The organism is Rhodococcus sp. NPDC060176, assembly GCF_042728675.1.
In the GTDB taxonomy this organism is placed as follows: Bacteria; Actinomycetota; Actinomycetes; order Mycobacteriales; family Mycobacteriaceae; genus Rhodococcus_F.
Genome location: NZ_JBHWYS010000003.1, coordinates 754033 through 774351, shown reverse-complemented (window position 1 = coordinate 774351; position 20319 = coordinate 754033). Strand labels below are relative to the sequence as shown.

The 20319-nt window shown below is 60.2% G+C and carries 15 protein-coding genes and 1 pseudogene; 13 read left to right on the top strand and 3 right to left on the bottom strand.

All coding sequences use genetic code 11. The features are described 5' to 3' along the window. Positions 1 to 83: 83 nt before the first annotated feature. Complete coding sequence (locus ACFWEM_RS18470) at positions 84 to 1328, top strand: MFS transporter (RefSeq protein WP_378535735.1); 1245 nt, start codon at positions 84 to 86, stop codon at positions 1326 to 1328. A 52-nt stretch (positions 1329 to 1380) separates the two neighbouring features. On the opposite strand, the gene ACFWEM_RS18465 is transcribed toward ACFWEM_RS18470, so the two are convergent. Both ACFWEM_RS18465 and ACFWEM_RS18460 read right to left on the bottom strand, forming a co-directional pair. Next, complete coding sequence (locus ACFWEM_RS18465) at positions 1381 to 2190, bottom strand: peptidoglycan DD-metalloendopeptidase family protein (RefSeq protein WP_378535733.1); 810 nt, start codon at positions 2188 to 2190, stop codon at positions 1381 to 1383. Positions 2191 to 2968: 778 nt separating this feature from the next. Further along, complete coding sequence (locus ACFWEM_RS18460) at positions 2969 to 4666, bottom strand: 3-ketosteroid-delta-1-dehydrogenase (protein ID WP_378535730.1); 1698 nt, start codon at positions 4664 to 4666, stop codon at positions 2969 to 2971. 340 nt (positions 4667 to 5006) lie between these two features. Between ACFWEM_RS18460 and ACFWEM_RS18455 the strand changes: the two genes are divergently transcribed. The 11 genes and pseudogenes from ACFWEM_RS18455 to ACFWEM_RS18405 all read left to right on the top strand — a co-directional run bounded on the left by ACFWEM_RS18455 (position 5007) and on the right by ACFWEM_RS18405 (position 19199). Beyond that, positions 5007 to 5426: a hypothetical protein gene (locus ACFWEM_RS18455; RefSeq protein WP_378535727.1), complete on the top strand. Its 420-nt coding sequence runs from the start codon at positions 5007 to 5009 to the stop codon at positions 5424 to 5426. 98 nt (positions 5427 to 5524) lie between these two features. Further along, positions 5525 to 6775, top strand: a complete 1251-nt coding sequence (locus ACFWEM_RS18450; RefSeq protein ID WP_378535725.1) for an amidohydrolase — start codon at positions 5525 to 5527, stop codon at positions 6773 to 6775. An 823-nt stretch (positions 6776 to 7598) separates the two neighbouring features. Further along, on the top strand, positions 7599 to 8762 hold the full coding sequence (locus ACFWEM_RS18445; RefSeq protein ID WP_378535723.1) for an aminotransferase class I/II-fold pyridoxal phosphate-dependent enzyme: 1164 nt from the start codon (positions 7599 to 7601) through the stop codon (positions 8760 to 8762). Beyond that, positions 8759 to 9958 (top strand): MFS transporter, encoded by a 1200-nt coding sequence (locus tag ACFWEM_RS18440; protein ID WP_378535721.1) that lies wholly within the window; start codon positions 8759 to 8761, stop codon positions 9956 to 9958. Before ACFWEM_RS18445 ends, ACFWEM_RS18440 begins: the two co-directional genes overlap by 4 nt. Further along, positions 9945 to 11545 (top strand): annotated as a pseudogene (locus ACFWEM_RS18435) (carboxyl transferase domain-containing protein). Before ACFWEM_RS18440 ends, ACFWEM_RS18435 begins: the two are co-directional and overlap by 14 nt. Before the next feature lie 5 nt (positions 11546 to 11550). Continuing rightward, positions 11551 to 13518, top strand: a complete 1968-nt coding sequence (locus ACFWEM_RS18430) for an acetyl/propionyl/methylcrotonyl-CoA carboxylase subunit alpha (protein ID WP_378535719.1) — start codon at positions 11551 to 11553, stop codon at positions 13516 to 13518. A 61-nt stretch (positions 13519 to 13579) separates the two neighbouring features. After that, positions 13580 to 14419, top strand: coding sequence for a sulfurtransferase (locus tag ACFWEM_RS18425; RefSeq protein WP_378535717.1), 840 nt, complete (start codon positions 13580 to 13582; stop codon positions 14417 to 14419). After that, on the top strand, positions 14416 to 15720 hold the full coding sequence (locus ACFWEM_RS18420; RefSeq protein ID WP_378535715.1) for an NtaA/DmoA family FMN-dependent monooxygenase: 1305 nt from the start codon (positions 14416 to 14418) through the stop codon (positions 15718 to 15720). Before ACFWEM_RS18425 ends, ACFWEM_RS18420 begins: the two co-directional genes overlap by 4 nt. A 14-nt stretch (positions 15721 to 15734) precedes the next feature. Then, positions 15735 to 17345, top strand: a complete 1611-nt coding sequence (locus ACFWEM_RS18415; RefSeq protein WP_378535713.1) for an ABC transporter substrate-binding protein — start codon at positions 15735 to 15737, stop codon at positions 17343 to 17345. A 59-nt stretch (positions 17346 to 17404) separates the two neighbouring features. Beyond that, the gene (locus ACFWEM_RS18410; protein ID WP_378535711.1) at positions 17405 to 18382 is read left to right on the top strand and encodes an ABC transporter substrate-binding protein; all 978 of its coding nucleotides are present in this window, start codon (positions 17405 to 17407) and stop codon (positions 18380 to 18382) included. A 349-nt stretch (positions 18383 to 18731) separates the two neighbouring features. After that, complete coding sequence (locus ACFWEM_RS18405) at positions 18732 to 19199, top strand: DIP1984 family protein (protein ID WP_378535709.1); 468 nt, start codon at positions 18732 to 18734, stop codon at positions 19197 to 19199. 254 nt (positions 19200 to 19453) lie between these two features. Here the strand turns inward: ACFWEM_RS18405 and ACFWEM_RS18400 are convergent, their stop codons facing one another. Next, positions 19454 to 19675 (bottom strand): RGCVC family protein, encoded by a 222-nt coding sequence (locus ACFWEM_RS18400; RefSeq protein WP_378535707.1) that lies wholly within the window; start codon positions 19673 to 19675, stop codon positions 19454 to 19456. 238 nt (positions 19676 to 19913) lie between these two features. Here ACFWEM_RS18400 and ACFWEM_RS18395 point away from each other — a divergent pair, with 238 nt between their 5' ends. Beyond that, positions 19914 to 20258 carry a hypothetical protein gene (locus ACFWEM_RS18395; protein ID WP_378535705.1) on the top strand — a complete coding sequence of 115 codons (345 nt, stop codon included), beginning with the start codon at positions 19914 to 19916 and terminating at the stop codon, positions 20256 to 20258. Positions 20259 to 20319 lie beyond the last annotated feature (61 nt).

The following is a 20319-nucleotide window of genomic DNA, read 5'->3' as shown; positions in this document are numbered from 1 at the left end:
CTTCAAATGGTATCAAAACGCAACCAAATGGAGTGAAAGTGGTCAATCATGCCGCGCACGAGGCCGCGCCGACCAGGCACGGGATGCCTCACAGACTGCGCATCCTTTTGGCTGTCCTCTGCGGGGTCTCGGTAGCAAACATTTACTACGCACAGCCACTTCTCGGCCAAATCGGGGCGGACCTGTCACTTCCAGCAGCCGGTCTCGGACTAGTCGTTGCACTCGCCCAACTCGGCTACCTCGCAGGGCTGATCGTGCTGGTGCCACTGAGCGACCTGGTGGACCGCAGGAATCTGATCGCACTCCAGATAGGCGCTGCCGCAACGGCAATGATGCTTGTCGCATTTTCCACCACGAGTCTGCAACTCTTGATCGGCATCACCGTCGCAGGCGCATTCTCAGTCGTCGTCCAAGTCATAGTTGCCTACGCCGCAGCGATCAGCCACCCGGAGGAGCGGGGCGCAAACATCGGCGTCATCACCAGTGGCGTCGTGGTGGGCATCATCCTCGCCCGCACCGTGGCGGGACTGGTTGCAGATCTGGCCGGCTGGCGGGCGGTCTATTCGGGGTCTGCCGTCATCTCTCTTCTGATCGCCGCGGTCGCCTTGGCGATGTTGCCGAAAGACGTGTGCCCACGACGGAAGAAGGGCAGTTACGCGCGGGCAGTCGGGTCAGTCGTGACATTGACAACTACGAACCGAGTATTCCGCACCCGGGCGCTGATCACCCTGTTCCTCTTTGCGTCCTTCGGTGCATTGTGGAGCGGTATGACCCTGCCACTGAGCGAGGAACCGTGGCGATTGACCACAACACAGATCGGGCTGTTCGGTATAGCCGGACTTGTCGGCGCACTGGGTGCAATCAGCGCCGGCCGATGGGCAGACGAAGGCAAGTCGCAACGCGTCACCGGCTTGTCCCTGATCGTTCTCGTACTCTCGTGGGTGCTGAGCGCGCAGGCTACGCACTCTCTTGTTCTGCTCGCGATCGGCGTGATTGCATTGGACTTCGCCGTCCAGGCTGTACACGTCACAAGTCAGAATCTCATAGTCGCCCATGCACCGGAATCGGCCGGCCGCATCATCGGCAGCTACATGGTGTTCTATTCGCTGGGCAGCGCAATCGGAGCGATTTCCACCACCATGGTCTTCCATGCCGCGGGTTGGGGTGCTTCGAGCGCCGTCGGGGGCGGGTACGCTGCCGCTGCATTGATCGTCTGGATCGTCGACCTGACGCGCACATCGCGGGCACGAAAACAGCCGGGCCGCAACACGGCCCGGCTGCAGAGTCCTCACGCACCAACTGGGATTCAGAATGAACGCAACTACTGAACGTGTTCGAATACCAGTCGTCTACCCTCACTCAGCATCGAATCCTCCACTCTTACAGAGCGATTACGTCGCCCACGAAGATCTGATCGGGATTGACGATCTGTGGGTTCATGTCCCAAACCTGTTGCCAGGTGAGCCCCCTTTCGGCACCGAGGCCGAACAACGTATCACCGGCCGCGACGATCACCGCTTCACCCGACGTCTGAGACACAGACTCCGGAATGCTCTCTGCCGGTGAAGATTCGAATGTTGCAGACTCGACTACCGGATCCGGCACGGATTCGGGTACCACTTCAGGCTCGGGTTCAGGTGCAGGCGCAGGTGCAGGTGCAGGTGCAGGTGCAGGTGCAGGTGCAGGAACAATGCTCGAGCCGGTGTCGCATGCGCCGACCGAACTCAGGAAGGCCATGGGATCGACGGCGCCACCATTGTGAATCCGCAGATGCAGGTGTGGCCCGGTGGAACTGCCGGTGTTGCCCGTTGCCCCGATCTGATCGCCTACCTCGACATGCTGCCCCACACCGACCCATGTTTCGGAGAGGTGACCCATCTGAATCTGCGCGCCCGAGTCCGCTTCCAACTGGATGTATGTTCCGTATCCACCCGGATCGTTCGGTCCTGCAACCGAAATCGTGCCCGACGTCGGTGCGTGGAGCACGGTGCCTACGTTTACGGCGAAGTCGACGCCGTCATGTCCTGCATGGAAGCCCTGTGACAGCGCCCCGTCTACCGGCCACTCCCAGTTACAACTCGCCGACCAACCTTGCGCACCGGCGATACCTGCATTGACGACCGCTCCGGCACCCACAAGAGCACTCACGCCCGCAGTGGCAGCGATGAATCGTTTCGTGTTGGAACGCATGGGTTTTCTGTGCTTACTCATTTTTTCCTTGACTGATGTGATCGGAGCAGGTGCAACGCTCTACCTGCGGGCAGCACTCGGTACGTGCTGAGCGGTACGGCAGACAGCACCGACTCCGTTGGAGTGAATTTTTCGGAATGCGCCGCGGCGATAACCAGAGCGACAACTCTTGCGACAGCGGGACGCATGGGTACTGATCGAAATGTCGAGAATCCGACGAGCTCGTGGATCTTCGACGGCATGGTCTGTGGCACGGAAACGGCCACAACCGCGAACACCTGAGCGCGCTAGCTCGCATCACGGACCACACTGTGGTGCGCTCGTCCTGTGCCCCGCGGACTTGTCACGCGGGTGGACGGAGAGCAGGTCCGGAGACTATTCCGTCAGTACTGGTGAAAGCACTGTCAAAATCCCGAGCCAACTCGCGGCAGGGCGGGAACCGATCCTTGATCGTGGGCCACGAATGTCGCCACGCCGAACCGAAGGCATTTCGGTTGCAGATCGACAGGGCGGGTGTCTGCACGGGCAGTCGAGATTGGGGTGGAACATGCGGATCCTTGCGTTGCGGATGAGAATCACCCCATACGCTGTCGCTTCATGGTGCTCCACACGACGGTTGAATTACCTGGATACATACCTGTTTTTGCCAGGTCGACCCGACCGGTCGAAATTGCACCCGCCTCGACGTCACCTGAACGTCGAACGGGAGACCAGTGCATGTCCCGGTATCGGAACGTGCGCTGATCTCCCGTTCAGGTAGATCTGTTGTTCGGTAGAGCTACCGCTCTGCTGCGTGATGCGCGGCGATGTATCCGTAAACCAAGCCCTGGCCGATCGTCGCGCCAGCGCCCGGGTAAGACTGTCCGAATGCGTTGGCCGCGGTATTGCCGATCGCGTACAGGCCGTCGATGACGCTGCCGTCCTCACGAAGCACGCGCGCTCGATCGTCGGCCTCCACGCCACCGCAGGTGCCGAGGTCGCTGAGCGTCATCTTCACCGCGTAGAGGGCACTCGTGTCGAGCTTCCTCAGGTTCGGGTTCGGGGACACTGTCGGGTCGCCGTAGTACCGATCGTATGCACTTCCGCCGCGACCGAATTCCGCATCGCTACCGGCAGCTGCGGCCTCGTTGAACTTCTCGAAGGACTCGGCAAAAGCATCCTCGGGAAGTCCGACCTTGCGGGCAAGCTCGGCCGGACTGCTCGCCTTGTGCGCGATACCGGACTCGAAGAACGCTGGTGGAAGGGGCTGACGCGGGAAGATGCCGCCTGCGAACACGTAACTGTTGCGGTACTCCTGGTCGAAAACGAACCACATGGACTCGGCAGGGTCGCCCGCCTTCTCCCTTTCGAGCACGCGCTGACCGAACGTCATGTAGTCGGTTGCCTCGTTGACGAATCGACGACCTGTGTGGTCGACGATGAACGAGCCAGGCAGCGCACGCTCCGCGAGCATCACCATTGGCGGTCGTCCCTTGATGCTCGCCACTGCGGGGAACCACCATGACTGATCCATCGAGCCGATACCCGCGCCCAACTCCTGGGCAGCCTCGATCGCCTCGCCGATGTTGCCCTCTGCGCCCAGGCTCTCGTGCTCTCCGAGGCTCTCCGACTGGTACTTGTGACGCCATTCCATGTTGTGGTCGAACCCGCCGGCGGCCAGAACGACACCGCGGCGGGCCGTCACTGTCACCTCGCGACCGTCTTGCACGACGATCGCACCGGTCACGCGGTCGCCCTCGGTGACGAGCCGAACCAACGACGTTTCCGTCCACACCGGGATACCTGCTTGCACCACACCGGCGAACAGGCCCGCTGCGAGCGCCTGACCGCCGGCGATGTATTCACGCTTGAGGACGTACTTACCGTAAACACCCTGCGCCAAGCGGCGGATGATGCGCGGAAAAGCCTTGGTCGGCTTCTTCACCATCAGGTTCATCCATTTGTAGTCCGCGCCAGTGACCGGCATCGGAAGCCCGGCTTCCATCAGGCCGGGGCGCAGGCGCCCGCGTTCGGCGCCCAGTACCGACGCGTCGAAGGGCTGGCACTCGCAAGTGCGGCCGGCCGCGCTGCCGCCCGGCAGTTCGGGGTGGTAATCGGAGTATTCCTTGGCCCAGAAAAACTTCATGGGCGTCGTGCGACTGAGCATGTCGACCGTGGCGGCACTGTTGTCGACGAACGCCTCACCACGTGCGGCGGGTGCCGTATCACCAACCGCCGCATGCACATAGGTCTTCGCGCGCGCAACGGTGTCGCCCGCACCGGCTTCCGCCAGTACCGCGTTGGCAGGCATCCAAAACGCCCCACCGGACCGCGCCGTCGAACCGCCAACGTACTGCGTCTTCTCCACGATCAGCGTGGACAAGCCGAGCTCGTTCGCGGTGAGGGCCGCAGCCATGCCGGTACCGGACCCGATCACAAGCAGGTCGACAGCGATGTCATGGGCTCGAGTCGCGGGGGGTGCCTGATTCTTAGCCATTGAACGAATCCCTTCACGTGGTTTATCGACGCAAACGCTAGGGCAGTCGCGGCGCAGTAGGGTCCGAATGCCCATTCAGCGGGACACTGCACGCGGGGTGCTCAAACAGCACCCGGTCACGGTTGACGCATTGCGGCGCTCACCGCAGGGTCCCGTCGATCGCATCATCGCCAATCTCTGAATTCTCCGATTCGAGCGGATATGGTGAGGCTGTCCCTTCGATCACGACAGTGTTGGAAAGTGGCCACTGCAAACGACATTGCTGGACGAGTTCCGGGCACACGAAGAACCGAGCTGTGCGTCGGGGAATGAACAACCTGGACATTGGAGATCTCTCGTGATGAATCTCGTTCGCCGACTGAGCGTCTGCGCATCTGTCGTGATCGTTTCGGCTCTGACGCCGGTAGCGCTCGCATCTGCAGCGGTGACCATTCCATTCCAGGTCAACCCTGCGCCGTACGGCAACCCGAACGGCAGCTTCGACGCGCCCGCAGTCCGCTGCGTAGCTGTGGTCGGCGACCAACCCGGCACGGTGACGATCACCGGCGGCAAGGAAGACCGGTGGGGATGCCTGCTCTCGTCCGAAGTGCGCTGGCTGAACCTCTCGACCGGGGCCTCCGGTTCCGCCCGACTCTCGGACGGCCTGCACGGATTCCCGGCAGAGGCGATCGTTCAGACCGGAACCGGCCAAGTCGCTGTCGCCGTCCTGTCCGTCACCGGAACGATCACCCCAGGCGTCGCATCGTTCTACGTGCCGTAAGCATCCGAACTCCGAATCACGGGCGCGATGGGACCTAGGTCGTGTTTGCCGACACGTCATCCCGGTTAGCCTGAAAAGACGCTACCGAGAGGACGCTCATGACCTCGACTGTGCACGAAACCGTCGCCGTGGATCCAAACCTGATCGACGTCTACAAGGACCTCCACAGCCACCCGGAGCTGGGGTTTCACGAGGATAGAACATCCAAGATCGTCGAAAAACATTTGGCAGCATTGGGATTCGACATCACAACCGGGGTCGGCTCGACCGGAGTCGTCGCCGTCCTGAAGAACGGAGCGGGACCTACTGCGCTACTGCGTGCGGACATGGACGCCCTCCCGGTTCGAGAAGAAACCGGCTTGGACTACGCCAGCACGGTGACGACCACCGACGATCAGGGGAAGTCCGTCTCGGTCAGTCACGCGTGCGGCCATGACCTGCACACAACCTGTCTACTCGGTGCAGCCCGAATTCTTTCTCAGGACACGACGACCTGGTCCGGCACTCTCGTCCTCGTCTTCCAACCGGCCGAAGAACTTGGCGCAGGTGCGCAGGCCATGGTCGACGACGGACTGTTCGAGCGATTCCCGAAGCCCGACATCGTCCTCGGACAACACGTGGCTCCGCTTCCGGCAGGCACCATCGCCGGGCATGCTGGGCCCTCGTACGCGGGATCGGACTCGTTGCGTGTGCGACTGGTCGGAAAAGGCGCGCACGGATCGATGCCGGAGAACTCCGTCGATCCCGTGGTCATGGCAGCCGAAACCGTGCTCCGCCTGCAAACTGTCATTTCACGCGAAGTGCCGAGCACCGCGACGGCGGTCCTCACCGTCGGCTCCATTCATGCTGGAGATGCCGCCAACGTCATTCCCGGCGAAGCGGAACTCCAACTCAACATCCGTAGCTACGACGCCGGTGTGCGTCAACGAATCCTCGACAGCGTCGACCGCATCGTCCGGGGCGAGGCGGCCACTGCCGGCGCACCCACCCCACCGACTATCACCGAGACAGAGCACTTTCCTATCGTCGTCAATGATCCGGCAGCGCTGGACAAGACACTCGATGCCTTTGCCGAATGGCTGGGAAACAACAAGATTCTCGACCCTGGCGCAGGAGCAGGGAGCGAGGATGTCGGCATTCTCGCGACCAGCGCCGGTGCGCCGCTGTCGTACTGGTTGCTCGGCGGCACCGACCCTTCCCTGTTCACGACAGGTGACATGACCGACCCAGCCCTGCGAACCGTGCCGTCGAACCATTCGCCGCACTACGCTCCGGTGATCGAGCCGACCCTGACAATCGGCGTGAACGCCTTGGTCGTCGCGGCCAGGACGTGGCTACCAATTCCCTGACGTCATAGCGTCTCCACTGGGCTCCCTCCATGAGAATTCAAGGGAGCGAGGCAGTTTGACATTGCATGACGCTGCAGCAGACCGATCGATGGACGTGCACGATTCGAAGTACGCGCATAACTGAGCAATGGCAGTCGATCTCGAGCTTTCTTGGCGCAGTTTCTCTGGATCGTCTTCGTCGTCATCGGCGGACAGACCGAATACTGATGATTCTGCGCGGTAAGTGGTTCCGACGAAGCTGAATCATTGCCGGTTCAACCGCACACCATCAATAGCCATAAGTAAAGAACTTGACAAGCTTTACCCATCTACGTCTTCGAGTTTCACACTATTCACCTCGAAGAAATTCAATTCCAGATAGGCCACTCCTGACTACAAAACACTCCGAAGTATTGACGGAGACCATCAGGTCTGAAGCCTTATCGCATCCAGGCCAACCCTTTCACGCACCCGGATCTTAAAATTCCTCGATCATCGCCGGTAAACACTGATCAGCGTGTGACTCACGGCATTTTCCGATTTACCACGGGAAATCGTGATAATTCATCACCGGCCTTGAACTGGAAGAACTGCAAAAGTCCTAGATTCAACTAATTCCAAACCGCAGGGTTCTCTTCACTTTTCGCGGCATTTCAACTGGCAATGCTTGACATCGAATTGTCTTTCGTTCTCAATTAGCGATGCCCACTGACGTGATGCTCCTTCGTGCATCAACGCATTAATTCCGCTATCGAATCCAGTGAAGGGATCAGCCGCGAAAATGACGGTTGCCGAGAGCTTGAAAGATAGGAACCTGTACTCGAACCTCAGGCGTGCTGCCGATTTGAGCAACCCATTCTGGGATCGCGCAGTCGGCGAGGGCCTGGCAGATATCACCGCCGACCGCGTCGCAGGCTTCGAACACCGGACGACCGAAGGCTACGAATTCGAGAACTTCTCCACCTACTCGTATCTGGGTCTCGACACCGACGATCGGATTCGGTCGGGTGCAATCGCCGCTCTCGAGCGCGAACGAACGTTGAACAGTTCCATCTCACGGATGAGGGTTCACTCCCGTCTCCTCGACGACACCGAGGCCGCACTGGGCGAACTGTTGGACGCGCATGTTCTCACGCTCGGGTCCGCGGCCAACGCGGCGTGGAGTCTGCTCCCCCTCGTCGCGTCCGGGTTGCTCACCGGCGGCGAACCTCCCCTCATGGTGTTCGACAAGAACGCACACTTCTGCCTGAATGCCATGAAGGCGAGCGTCGCCGACGAAACGACGATCGTGACCATTCGACACGACGACGTCGATGAACTCGAAAGTCTCTGCCGCACGAATTCTCAGGTGGCATACGTGGCGGACACCGTCTACAGCACCGGAGGAAAGGCACCGCTTAACGAACTGTTCGCATTACAGGCCAAATACGGACTGATTCTCGTTCTCGACGAGGCACACAGCACCTCGGTCCTCGGACACAACGGCCGTGGTGCAGTACTGGATCTCATTGGCAGCTTGAATGATCGAACATTCTTGTTGACATCGCTGAACAAGGGATTCGGCGCTTCCGGCGGCGCGATCGCACTCAGTAGCAACAGTGGCAGTCGAAATCGTGATCTAGCACTTCGCTACGGCGGCCCACTGACGTGGTCGCAACGTGTGAATGTAGCCGGGCTGGGCGCTATCGCAGCGTCCGTGGAACTTCACCACAGCGGAGAGGTCGACAAGCGCCAACGGCGACTGCAAACGGTTGTGGAACAGTTCGATTCACTCGTCGACACGCCGGCATCGGGCGATGGCCTCCCGATCCGGTTCGTCACACTCCACGAGGAAGAAAGAACCATCGCTGCAGCAAAGGAACTGCTGAAACGCGGTTTCTACACCTCGGCGGTCTTCTTTCCGGTCATCGGTCGAGGCAAAGCCGGGCTGAGATTGATGCTTCGCGCGGACTTGCCTTCGGCAACGATCGAGCGTTTCGCCGACGTCCTACGAAGTGTCACCGAATGAGCGAAGGCCGCACTGTCGCAGTGACACCGCTGGCTTGTGCCGTCGTGTTGACAGCACAGATGGCGACGACCATCTATCTCCCTTCACTGCCGAAGATCGCCGCGGATTTGGGCATCGCGGATTCCGTCGTCAAGTGGTCGGTGACTTTGTTCGTGATCAGTGCAGCACTACCGGTGGTCGTGTGGGGGCGGTTGGCCGATCGCCTCGGACGTAGGACCGCACTGTTGTCCAGTTTGGCCCTGTTCGTGATCGCCTGCGTTGCTCTGGCCTTGGTCCAGAGCGCCGCCGTTCTACTGATCGGCCGGATCGTGCAAGGCATCGGGGCCGGAGGCGCGGCCATCGTCGTGCGAATGATGGTGAAGGACAGGTTCACCGGTTCGGAGCTGGCCAGCCGATTGTCACTGTTGTCGATGGCATTTGTGGTGGCGCTGGGCGGTGGCCAACTGATCGGCGGCGCACTCGCGTCGTTCACCTCGTGGCGCGCCGGATTCGGAGTCCTCGGGGCGTTCGGCGTAGCACTGGCTGCAGTGGCGGTGAATACCGAGAACACCACGGTCCGCGACAACAACGAACGCGTCGTTCGGTGGAATGCCATAGTGCTGACACCCAAGTTCTACAAGCCGGCCATTGCGGGAGGTTTGGGTTTCGGCGCGATCGTCCTGGTCCAGCAATCGAGTCCCTTCCTGTTCAGCGATCGATTCAATTTGCAACCGTGGGCGTTCGGGGCCTTCGGAATCCTCTACGGAGCCGCCTACTTCGGCGGCGCGTTGTACGTCAACCGCAGGGCCACGGCCGTTGGTTCGGAAAAGCTGATGCGCAGAGGTGCGTTATGCATGCTGGTTGCGGGTCTCGTCCTCATGCTCTGCTGGTATCCCCCGCTTGGTTCCATTCCGTTGCTCGTCGTCTTCCTGATCGGTTACGTCGCATTGACATTCGGGCAATCGCTGCTCTTCCCGAACTCGGCCGCATCAGCAGTGACACATTTCGCGGAAGGTGGAGCCATCGCCGTGGCTTACTGCGGCCTCGTGCAGCAGGGGATTGCCGGCATCGCCTCCGTCGTCGGACCTCTCGCGTCCGACGAACGCGTGTGGTCGGCAATCATCGCACTCATCACCGCAGCAGCGACGGCTCTCGTGTTCTCCCTCCGTACAGCTTCCTCCGAACCGACAGTAGGTACGTCCCATGCCCGTCATTGAACGCACCGCACAACTCGACCCCGGAACCCGGGAGCAAAACTTGTTGGCTTACAAGACTATTCGTGAGCGAGTCGCGGGCGCGCAACACTTGTCCGTTCACGGAGCACCCGAGCGGTCCGTCGCCAAGCATCGTGCTCGCGGCAAATTGCCCGCTCGCGAACGCATCGACGCTCTTCTCGACGTGCAGTCCCCATTCTTCGAGATCGGCCAACTGGCCGGATTCGAGGTGTACGACGAGCAACTCCCGTCGGCCGGTCTGGTTACGGGAGTAGGTCTCATCCGCGGCTCACTCTGCGCCATCTTCGCAAACGACGCCACTGTCAAAGGCGGCACCTACTACCCGCTGACCGTCAAGAAGCAACTGCGATTGCAAGCTGTCGCCCGTCGACTGAGGCTGCCGTGTGTCTATCTCGTCGACTCGGGAGGTGTTTTCCTCCCCATGCAGGATGAGATATTCCCCGACGAGCACCATTTCGGCGAGATGTTCAAGAACATCGCCGAAATGTCGGCAGACGGAATCGTTCAGATCGCAGCCGTCATGGGCTCTTGCACCGCGGGAGGTGCGTACATCCCGGCGATGTGCGACGAGACCGTCATCGTCCGAGGCACCGGCACTGTCTATCTCGGTGGTCCTCAGTTGGTCAAGGCTGCTACCGGTGTCGACGTCGAACCGCAGGAACTCGGCGGTGCCGACGTGCACGGGGTGATCAGCGGCGTCGTCGATCACATCGCCAACGACGACATCGAGGCACTGACAATGATCGCCGACATCGTCGCCCGAGGTGATCGACGGGAAGTACGGGCACCGTCACGATCTCCGCGACCGCCTCTCCACTCCCCCGAGGCGCTCGACACGGTGATCCCGGCTTCTTCCAAAACACCTATCGTCGCGCGCGACGTTCTGGCCCACCTACTCGACGCGAGCGAATTGGTCGAGTACCGAGCAAATTACGGCCGAACCATCGTCTGCGGAACAGGCCACATCGAGGGGTACACCGTCGGAGTCGTCATGAACGACGGGGTGCTCTTTTCGGAGGACTCCCTCAAAGCCGCCAACTTCGTCGAGCTGTGTTCACAGCGAGATATCCCACTGTTGTTCCTGCACAACGTCAACGGATTCATGGTCGGGAAGCAGTACGAAGCGGAAGGTATCGCCAAGCATGGAGCGAAACTGGTCAACGCCGTTGCCTGCGCGAGAGTTCCCAAGCTCAGCATCGTCATCGGTGGAAGCTATGGGGCGGGAAACCTCGCAATGTGCGGACGCTCGATAGGCCCTGACTTCATGGCCGTGTGGCCGAACGCCAAGACAACCGTAGTTGGTGCGGAACAAGCAGCATCGGTGATGGCCTTGATGAAGATCGAATCTGCGCGCACACGCGGAATCCGCTCACAGAAGAGGAAATAGAGGAAATCAAGCGGCCGATCCGTGAAGGTTACGACCGGCAAGGGGAATCGGTTTACGTTGCGTCCAGGCTGTGGGTGGACGCGATCGTCGACCCGGTCGACACGCGATCCTGGGTTTCGCTCGCACTGTCCATGCTTCCCCGCAATCACGGAACAACGCGCTTCGGCGTATTCAGGATGTGAGCACAATGACTCGACTTCTCATCGCCAATCGAGGTGAAATCGTCACACGCATCGCGCGAACAGCCCGCCGCCTGGGCATGTCGGTAGTGACGATCTCCTCACCCGTCGATTCACACGCACAGTGGCATCGCCTTGCCGATCACACGGTAATCCTGGACGGAGACCTTCCGTCTGAGTCCTACACCAATTCGGATCAAATCATTGCGGCCGCCCTCGGCGCCGGGTGCGATGCCGTGCACCCGGGCTACGGATTCCTTTCCGAAGACTCCGATTTTGCTACCGCAGTCGTCGCTGCAGGGTTGACATTCGTCGGTCCGGCCGCTGAATCCATCGCAATGCTCGGCGACAAGGCGAGGGCGAAGAAGGCTGCCGCAGATGCCGGCATTCCGACGCTCAATGCGTGGGGTGAGGCAAGTGCCGATCCCGACATCATCGTCGGTCATGTTCAGTCTCTCGACGTTCCGGTGCTGCTGAAACCGGTGTTCGGTGGCGGAGGCAAGGGGATGGTCCGCCTGCATCCGGGTGATGATGCCCGTGAGGTCATCACCTCCGCAATCGGGTTGAACAAAAGGAACTTCGGTCGCGGCGACCTCATGATCGAGACGCTGGTGGAGCGTCCACGTCACGTCGAGGTGCAGGTGTTGTTCGATTCCTACGGCACGGGAGTTCACTTCTTCACCCGCGAATGCTCACTTCAGCGTAGAAATCAGAAGATCATCGAACAGGCACCGGCTACTTCCGTGCCCGAATCAGTCCTGGGTTCCATGCAGCACGACGCTCTCCGTCTTCTCGCAGGCGTCGGTTACGTGAACGCGGCCACCGTGGAATTCTTGGTCGACGCCGAAAACCGCTACTACTTCCTCGAAGTCAACACGCGCCTGCAGGTCGAACATACGGTCACCGAAGAAGTGACGGGCGTCGATTTCGTCGAACTGCAACTTGACATCGCCCTCGGCGCGCGCTTGCCTCTACAGCAGCGCGACATCGCACTGCGAGGCTTCGCGGTGCAAGCGAGAATCTACGCCGAGGATCCGTCCAACGGGTTTCGGCCCGCACCTTCACATTCCGTGAAGGTCTCCTGGCCGTCGAAGGTCCGCGTCGACAGTGCTTTCGAGGGCGTCGGCGCCATTCCGCCGTTCTACGATCCGATGATCGCAAAGGTGATAGCGCGGGGGCTGACACGGTCAGCGGCGCTGGAGTCGTTGGACCGAGCTTTGGCCCATGCGAGTTACTTCGGCGGAGCCTCGAACATAGGCTTCCTCCGATTACTCTTGGCGACAACGGCTGTGCGGACGGATGACATTCACACTTCCTTCGTCGACGAGCACCTCACTCGATTGGTCCCGGATTCGGAGCAACTCCAGGCCACCGCCGCGGCTGTTGCATTGGTATGGACTTCGGTCGAGGAACAGTTGCCGGTCACTACGTCGTCCTGGACCGGCGCTCACGGACTACATCGAGCAGCATTGCGCAAAGCGGGATCCGATCCGATCGGACGCGAACTAGTAGCTGACGGCCGAGTCGTAACGACAACGGTCATCTCACAACGACGCGACCAGTGGATTGTGGACGCCGACGGCCGGAACATTTCCGTGCTCGTCAGGGGCGGAACCGAAAAAATGACCCTCAGTCTGGTCGCCGACGGATTGGCAACCACCGCTGGACGTCTCGGAGTCGGCACCGGCGCGTGGGTATGCGTCGGCGGTTGGACCGTTCCGGTGAGCGAGAAGATCTATACAGCAAAGGATTCCGAATCCGGGGACGGAGAGATCACTTCGAAGATGCCGGGAACTGTACTGGCTGTACTCCAGACTGGAACACGGGTATCGGAAGGTGATGTCGTTGCGGTCGTCGAAGCCATGAAGATGGAGACTGCCCTCCGCGCGTCCTCTCCTGGGACAGTCTCGGCGGTGAGTGTGACGGTAGGAGACGTCATTGATGCCGGGCAAGTGCTGGCAGCGGTTGCGCCGTGACCAAGGATTACCGCGATCGTGTGACTACCGCCGCGAAAACAACTGCTGGAAAGTATCTTTCATGACTTCGACAGAGGGCGGCGAGCGAGACTCGGTGATCGTATCCGCCCACGAACTTTTCAGATTGATTCGGTTGGGCCAGGCACCGGTCGTCATCACAGTTGTGCGCGAACAGACAACGAGTGCATCCGAGATCGTGAGTTCACCAAATCATGTCACTCTGTCGATCAGAGACTTTCAAGGCGAAGGTGGTGGAACCCGCGGAGATCGCCCCTTGCCTGATCTCGACATCCTCACGAAGACTCTCGCAGATCGACACATAGCTGCCGACGCAGACATCGTCGTCTACAGTCCCGACGGCCCGCTGCTGGCCGCGCGTGCGTGGTTCACTTTGCACTGGGCGGGAAGGTCGGTGCGCTATCTGGACGGCGGAATGGCGGCGTGGACGGCTGCGATCGAGCAGCAGACAAACGCGGACATGCCGATAGCCAACGCGCCGACTCGTTCGGTAGAAGTATCGCCGGCCGACGCAGACGATGCCGCGCGCGCAGCGACGACCGGCATCTTGCTCGATTCTCGCAGTCCGAGCAGTTTCCACTTTCAAGGCCATATTTCCGGAGCAGTATCAGCACCTGCTCTCGATGTACTGGACGAAAGCGGCTTCCTGCTTCCCGACGCCGAGCTGCGAGAGCACTTCCGTCAGTTCGGGATCGAGAGTAGTACACCCGTCGTGTCCTATTGCGGCGGCGGCGTTGCCGCTTCGCACAATGCACTGGCGCTGGCCGCGATCGGCATCAGCTCCGCGGTCTACATCGCATCGTGGTCGGGGTGGAGCGCCGACCCTGAACGACCCGTCTCCACTCGCATCCATCACACATCAAGGAATCCAGAGAAGCGATGACACGACAGATGATCCTCGGCGCCTACATGGTGTTCCCGAGCATGCACAGTGCCGGAATGTGGCGACATTCCTACTCGGAGAATTCCTTCGAGGACAGGCAGTTGTACGAGCGATACGCACAGGCGGCCGAACGAGCAAAATTCGATCTGATACTGATACCTGAGCGCGTGCACTATGTCGACGGCCACACCAAATACGGTCTGCTGACCGGCTTTCAACATGATCCGACGCAACTTGCTGCGGTCGTGGCCGGCGCGACGAAACGAATTGGTCTCGGCGTGACGCTTTCGGCTAGTTTCAACAGTCCGTACAACTTGGCGAGGACCCTCGGCAGCCTCGACATACTCAGCGGCGGACGCGCAGCATGGAACATCGTCATGACGGCACCTGGCCCCGCGAACGACAACTTCCCCGAGGTCGACCGACTGCCCCGAGAGGAGCTGTACGAACGCGGAGACGAGGTCCTCGAAGCAACCACCGCACTTTGGTCGTCGTGGGAAGAAGATGCGGTTCTGGCTGATCGCGACAGCGGAATCTACGCAGATACGAGCAAGATTCATGCCGCCGATTACAAGGGCAAGTACCTGTCGGTACAGGGGCCACTCACCCTGCCGCAATCACCGCAAGGCCGGCCGGTCTTCATGCAGGCAGGTGAATCCGCCCGAGGGCGCGAGTTCGGTGGGCGGTGGGCAGATCTGGTCTTTGCGATCGACCCGTTGGAGGAAGATCTTCGAGCGAAGCGCAAGGCAATTCGCGGCTACGCGGAAGAGGCCGGACGCGACCCTGATTCGGTCCGCCTCGTCGCCGCTGTGCAACCGATAGTCGGCGAGACGTCGAGCATCGCGAAGGAACGGCAGGAGTATCTGCGATCCCTTATCCATCCGGATGCAGCAATCGAGTGGGTCTCCCACTCCGCAGGGCTCGACTTGTCGCAGTTCGATCCGACCACTCCGATTGCCGAGGTCCTCAACCGCGGTAAGGGCCCCTCACATCGATTGGCACGCCTGATCGAATCCCGAAATCTCACCATCGCCGAAACCGCAGAGTTGTTCGCGCGCAATGATCTCACTCCCGAAATTGTCGGCTCGCCGCAGGAGGTATCCGACGAGTTGACACACCTCTTCGAATCAGGAGCGGCCGACGGTTTCATCCTCACCGCGACCCACTTCCCCAGAGGGCTCGACGACTTCACCAGTTCTGTTGTGCCACTGCTGCAAAACCGGGGCGTGTTCCGGCGCGAATACACCGGCACGACCCTGCGGTCCCACATCTTCGATTCCACTCGCACTTCCACACGATGAACGGAACTCGCTCCATGACGACGTCGCGGTTTTCATCCATACAGATCCGAGTCGCCATCCTGGCGTCGACGCTTGCAGTTGCGACGGGTTGCAGCACTGCAACACCAGCTGCGAGCGCCGACTCCGAACCCACTTCCGGGGGCGATCTGACCTTTGCGATCAATACTTTTCCACCGTGCATCGACAAGACGTTGAACGGTCAGACCGCTACTGCGTTCCATCCCCTGTACGACAAACTCGTCGACCAGAACCTGGACACCGGGGAGATCGTGCCTTGGTTGGCGACGTCCTGGGAGGTCCAGAACGACGGTCGACGATTCGTCTTCGCTCTCCAGGACGGCGTGACCTTCAGCAACGGCGAGCGTCTGGATGCGCAGGTTGTCGCGGACAACTTCGAAAGCCAGAAGAGACTGGGAGACAGTGGCTTCGCGACCACTGCGAAGTCACATCTTGCAAACTTCACTGGAGCGGAGGTACTCGACGCTTCCACTGTCGCACTCAATTTCTCGGAACCGTCAGCGGGTTTCCTTCAAGCCGCACGCTCCGACACACTCGCCATCATCGCTCCGGAATCCTTGAAGAAGACGCCCGAAGAACGCTGCGCGCAGGGCGTTATCGCCTCGGGGCCGTTCGTGCAGAAGGAACTGGAGACCAATGCGAAGGTCGTTCTCGCTCGACGCGACGGCTATCGCTGGGGATCTTCACTCAACAAGAACAAGGGAGAGGCATATCTGGATTCGATCACCTTTTTGGTCGTCCCCGAGTCCTCGGTGCGGATCGGTGGCTTGACGTCAGGGCAACTGGACGCCGCGATCGACATTCCGAGCACAGACGTCGATCGCACACAGGCCTCCGGACTCACTGTCATTCCGTCAATAGCTGCCGGCATCAACGATTCGCTCTTGCTCAACCCCACGTTTGCGCCAGTGCTCGCGGACCTGAACGTGCGGCGTGCGTTGGTGAAGGGCATCGATACCCAACAGATCATCGACACCACTTACACGCCCAGTGACGAGATTGCACGAAGCATCCTGTCGGTGAAAGCGCCTGGGTACACCGATCTCTCGTCCGACTACACGTATGACCCGGAGGGTGCGAAGTCGCTACTGGAAGCCAGTGGATGGACAGTCGGCGGTGACGGACTTCGCACGAAGGGCGGTGAGAAGTTGACCGTGGAGTTGGCGTACCGCAACCACCTCCCACAATCGCAGTTCGAACTGATCCAGTCTCAGCTGCGTGACATCGGCGTCGCGGTGAACTTGCAACCTCGCTCGACTGCCGAGGACAACACTGCACGAACCGATGGCACATGGGAATCGATCTACTTCCAGAGTTTGCGTGCAGACGGTGACGTACTGCTGGTGTTCAGCCCCACTCTCGGCTCGACCAAAGGCATCGCCTCGACGCCTGAGCTGAATACGTTGCTGATCAAACAATCTCGAACCGTAGACGTAGATGCGAGGAACGGCGTGTTGAAAGAGATTCAGGAGTTGATTGCCGATCAGGCATTGGCGATCCCGTTGCACGCCTCCTCGTTGATCTTCGCGACGACTCCCGCAGTTCACGACTTGCGTATCCAGGCCGATCTCTACTCGGTGGACTTCGTGGATACCTGGAAGAGCTAGCTCGCACTTCGTCAACACATCAGCCTGTTTCGACAAAACCTCTTTGTGGAAGGAACCTCATGTTCACCCGCCCTCGCTCCGCGACGCTGTTGATCGCTACCCTGGCCACAGTTGCCCTCCTGGGTGCCGCTTGCGGAAGCCCAGATGAACAATCGACTGAGCAGCACTCCGGTGCAACAACATCCGGCATAAACTTGTCGTCCGAGCAGAACCGAATCACCACCGAGAAGGTTGATTCGATCGCAGCTAAGGTCCCTCAGGAGTTCCGAGACCGCGGCACGATCCGCATCACCGGCAATGCCGGAACCGCCCCTCCCTTACGCTTCTACGCCGACGACGACAAGACAGTCATCGGTTCCGAGACCGACTTCGCGTACTTGATTGCCGAGGTGCTCGGGCTGAAAATCGATCTTCAGGTTGCGGATTGGGCGCAGAATTCGGTGCGGATCGATTCGGGAGATGCTGATGCATTCGTCTCGAACGTGACGGTCACCGAGGAACGCAAGGAGAAGTACGATTTCGCGACGTACCGCCTCGACACTCTCGCTTTCGAGGTCAGGAAAGACAAGAACATCTCGCTCGACAAGCCGCGGGACATCGCCGGGCTGAAGGTCGGTGTCGGCGCCGCCACCAATCAGGAAGCGTTGCTGGTGAAGTGGAACGAGGACAACGTGGCGGCCGGTCTGGCTCCCGCTGAAATCACCGTGTACCAGAAGACCACTGACTACTACCTTCCCCTCTCGTCGGGTCGAATCGACGCATACTTCGGCCCGAACCCGTCATCCCAGTTCCACGCCGCCCAGACCGGTGAGAACGAAGTGATCGGTCAGTTCTCCGGCGCTGGAGAGGCTGCGTTGGGCCAGATCGGTGTATTGGTAAAGAAGGACAACGGATTGGTTCAGCCGATCAGTGAGGCAATCGATCATCTGATCGAAAACGGCACGTACGCTCAGGTCCTCGAGCGCTGGAAGATCACCAACGAAGCAGTGGACAAATCACTGGTCAATCCGCCTGGCCTCCCGAAGACGAACAAATAGGGAAAGGCGCGCTCAAACTCGTCTCGGGGCGACTATCTCGCCTGAACCGCGAGATCGACGGCGGACCATCGTATGCCTCGCCCGCTCCGTCGACCCGAGACCGTGCGCAGCGTGCTCCACCGACTTCATCGCTTCATCGAACATCGCCACACCCTTAATTTGTTGGGGTGAAGCCCATTGCTTACGAGTTCGGTGTGGCAGCCCCAGCGGACACGCAGTACCAGCTGTCTCCAAGATGATTCGAATGCTGAACTGGGAAGAACGCAGCAAGACAATGGAATCCGACCCAGGTGGTCAACCGAGTGCTAGCTTGGAGTTCCCGATTCAGGTCAGAGCAGGAGCTTCATCCATGAAACTGGCAGAGGCACTCGCGCTACGCAGTGACACCACTCGCAAGGTTGCGCACTTGCGCGAGCGGATCGTCGACAATGCACGCCACCAGGAGGGAGAAATTCCCGCCGAAGACGCTGCCGTCCTTCTCGAAGAGCTGACGTCAACTCTGAGCGAACTCGAACGGTTGATGCGCGCGATCAATCGAACCAATGCGCAGGCAATCCTCGGAAACGGCACTGTCACAGATGCACTCGCCCATCGAGATGTGCTGCGCCTGAGACACTCTGCAGTCAATGCCGCTGCGGACGCCGCGTCCGGGCGCGAAGAGCGAGGTTACGGTCGTCAACTCCGATCAGAATTGGTCTATGTCGCGGCAGTTCCCGTCACCGAACTTCGGGCAATCGCGGACGACCTCGCCCGCGAGATTCGTGAGGTCGATACACAGATTCAACGAACGAACTGGGAGGTGGATCTGATCGAGTAAGCACGGCAGCGTTGGAGCAGGTAGTCGTTCGGCGAAGCGAGCACACACCGCGACCGGCGGTCTATCCGGTCACCTCTGAGCGCGGCGGGCAGCGCACATACACATTGCAGCCCTGCACGTTGTACAGGTAAAGGTGCACTACGCACACATCACCACCACGTGCTGATCGTCGATAGACGAGGGCGGGTTCGGGGCATCCAGCACTGTCGGCGACTGCAGGTCGGTGCGTCTTCGATTGGGATGCAGGATGCGCCTCAGTAGCGCGAATAGTGCTGCATCTCCTCGCGATCTGCAGCGCAGATGCACTTTCGATCGAGACCGCGGTCGGCAGTCACTGCGCAGAAGCGAACTCCGAGCGGATCGTGGGATTCCATACTGTGCTGACACGCCGGGCAGATCGACGGCGTTTCCTGATCCGCGTCAGTCGACTCGGATTGCCCTCGTGCATTCGACACATCGGACGGGTTCGACGCCATACAGGCGCTCCAGTTCTCGGCCGTTCGACCACAGACCGGGTTGGCGTCGAGGACGACATGGCTTGACCGCGCATATTCGAATGACCCTCGACGTACCCCACGCTACTCGCTTCGGCACACCGGTTTGTACCAATTTCTGCCCACGCGACAATCCCGGTCGAGCAGGATAGAACTACTGCACGCACCATTTCCGTGCAGGATTCGAATTCGTGCAACATTCGTCGCGAAAGGGCTTCTCGTGAACACTTTCCAACGTGTATCCGCCGCCGTGAACGTAGTGGTCCAACCGCTGATCGGCGCTCCGATCGTAGGCAAACTACTCGGCCGTTCGATGACCGTCATCACCTACGTCGGCCGCAAGTCCGGTCGCACCTTCAGCGCGCCCGTGTCCTACAAACGAAAAGGCGACCATGTGACGATCGGGGTTGCCATGCCGGACAAGAAGAGTTGGTGGCGCAATTTCTATCCGGAACATGGTCCGATCGTTCTCCAACTGGACGGTATCGATCGCCCCGGCGAGGCACTCGCACATCGAAAAGGCAAGGGTGTCTACGTCTCCGTCGAACTCGCTCCCGTCGACTGAGCGGATCGAACAGACACCGGCACAATCACATTCAGCGCACACCCGCTACCTCACGAGATCG

Excerpts from the sequence above, each read along its gene's own strand:
- ACFWEM_RS18410 (WP_378535711.1), top strand. The coding sequence starts at position 17,405 with ATGTTCACCCGCCCTCGCTCCGCGACGCTGTTGATCGCTACCCTGGCC.
- ACFWEM_RS18455 (WP_378535727.1), top strand. The coding sequence starts at position 5,007 with ATGAATCTCGTTCGCCGACTGAGCGTCTGCGCATCTGTCGTGATCGTT.
- ACFWEM_RS18430 (WP_378535719.1), top strand. The coding sequence starts at position 11,551 with ATGACTCGACTTCTCATCGCCAATCGAGGTGAAATCGTCACACGCATC.
- ACFWEM_RS18440 (WP_378535721.1), top strand. The coding sequence starts at position 8,759 with ATGAGCGAAGGCCGCACTGTCGCAGTGACACCGCTGGCTTGTGCCGTC.
- ACFWEM_RS18405 (WP_378535709.1), top strand. The coding sequence starts at position 18,732 with ATGAAACTGGCAGAGGCACTCGCGCTACGCAGTGACACCACTCGCAAG.
- ACFWEM_RS18400 (WP_378535707.1), bottom strand. The coding sequence starts at position 19,675 with ATGGCGTCGAACCCGTCCGATGTGTCGAATGCACGAGGGCAATCCGAG.
- ACFWEM_RS18425 (WP_378535717.1), top strand. The coding sequence starts at position 13,580 with ATGACTTCGACAGAGGGCGGCGAGCGAGACTCGGTGATCGTATCCGCC.
- ACFWEM_RS18450 (WP_378535725.1), top strand. The coding sequence starts at position 5,525 with ATGACCTCGACTGTGCACGAAACCGTCGCCGTGGATCCAAACCTGATC.
- ACFWEM_RS18420 (WP_378535715.1), top strand. The coding sequence starts at position 14,416 with ATGACACGACAGATGATCCTCGGCGCCTACATGGTGTTCCCGAGCATG.
- ACFWEM_RS18460 (WP_378535730.1), bottom strand. The coding sequence starts at position 4,666 with ATGGCTAAGAATCAGGCACCCCCCGCGACTCGAGCCCATGACATCGCT.
- ACFWEM_RS18470 (WP_378535735.1), top strand. The coding sequence starts at position 84 with ATGCCTCACAGACTGCGCATCCTTTTGGCTGTCCTCTGCGGGGTCTCG.
- ACFWEM_RS18415 (WP_378535713.1), top strand. The coding sequence starts at position 15,735 with ATGACGACGTCGCGGTTTTCATCCATACAGATCCGAGTCGCCATCCTG.
- ACFWEM_RS18465 (WP_378535733.1), bottom strand. The coding sequence starts at position 2,190 with ATGCGTTCCAACACGAAACGATTCATCGCTGCCACTGCGGGCGTGAGT.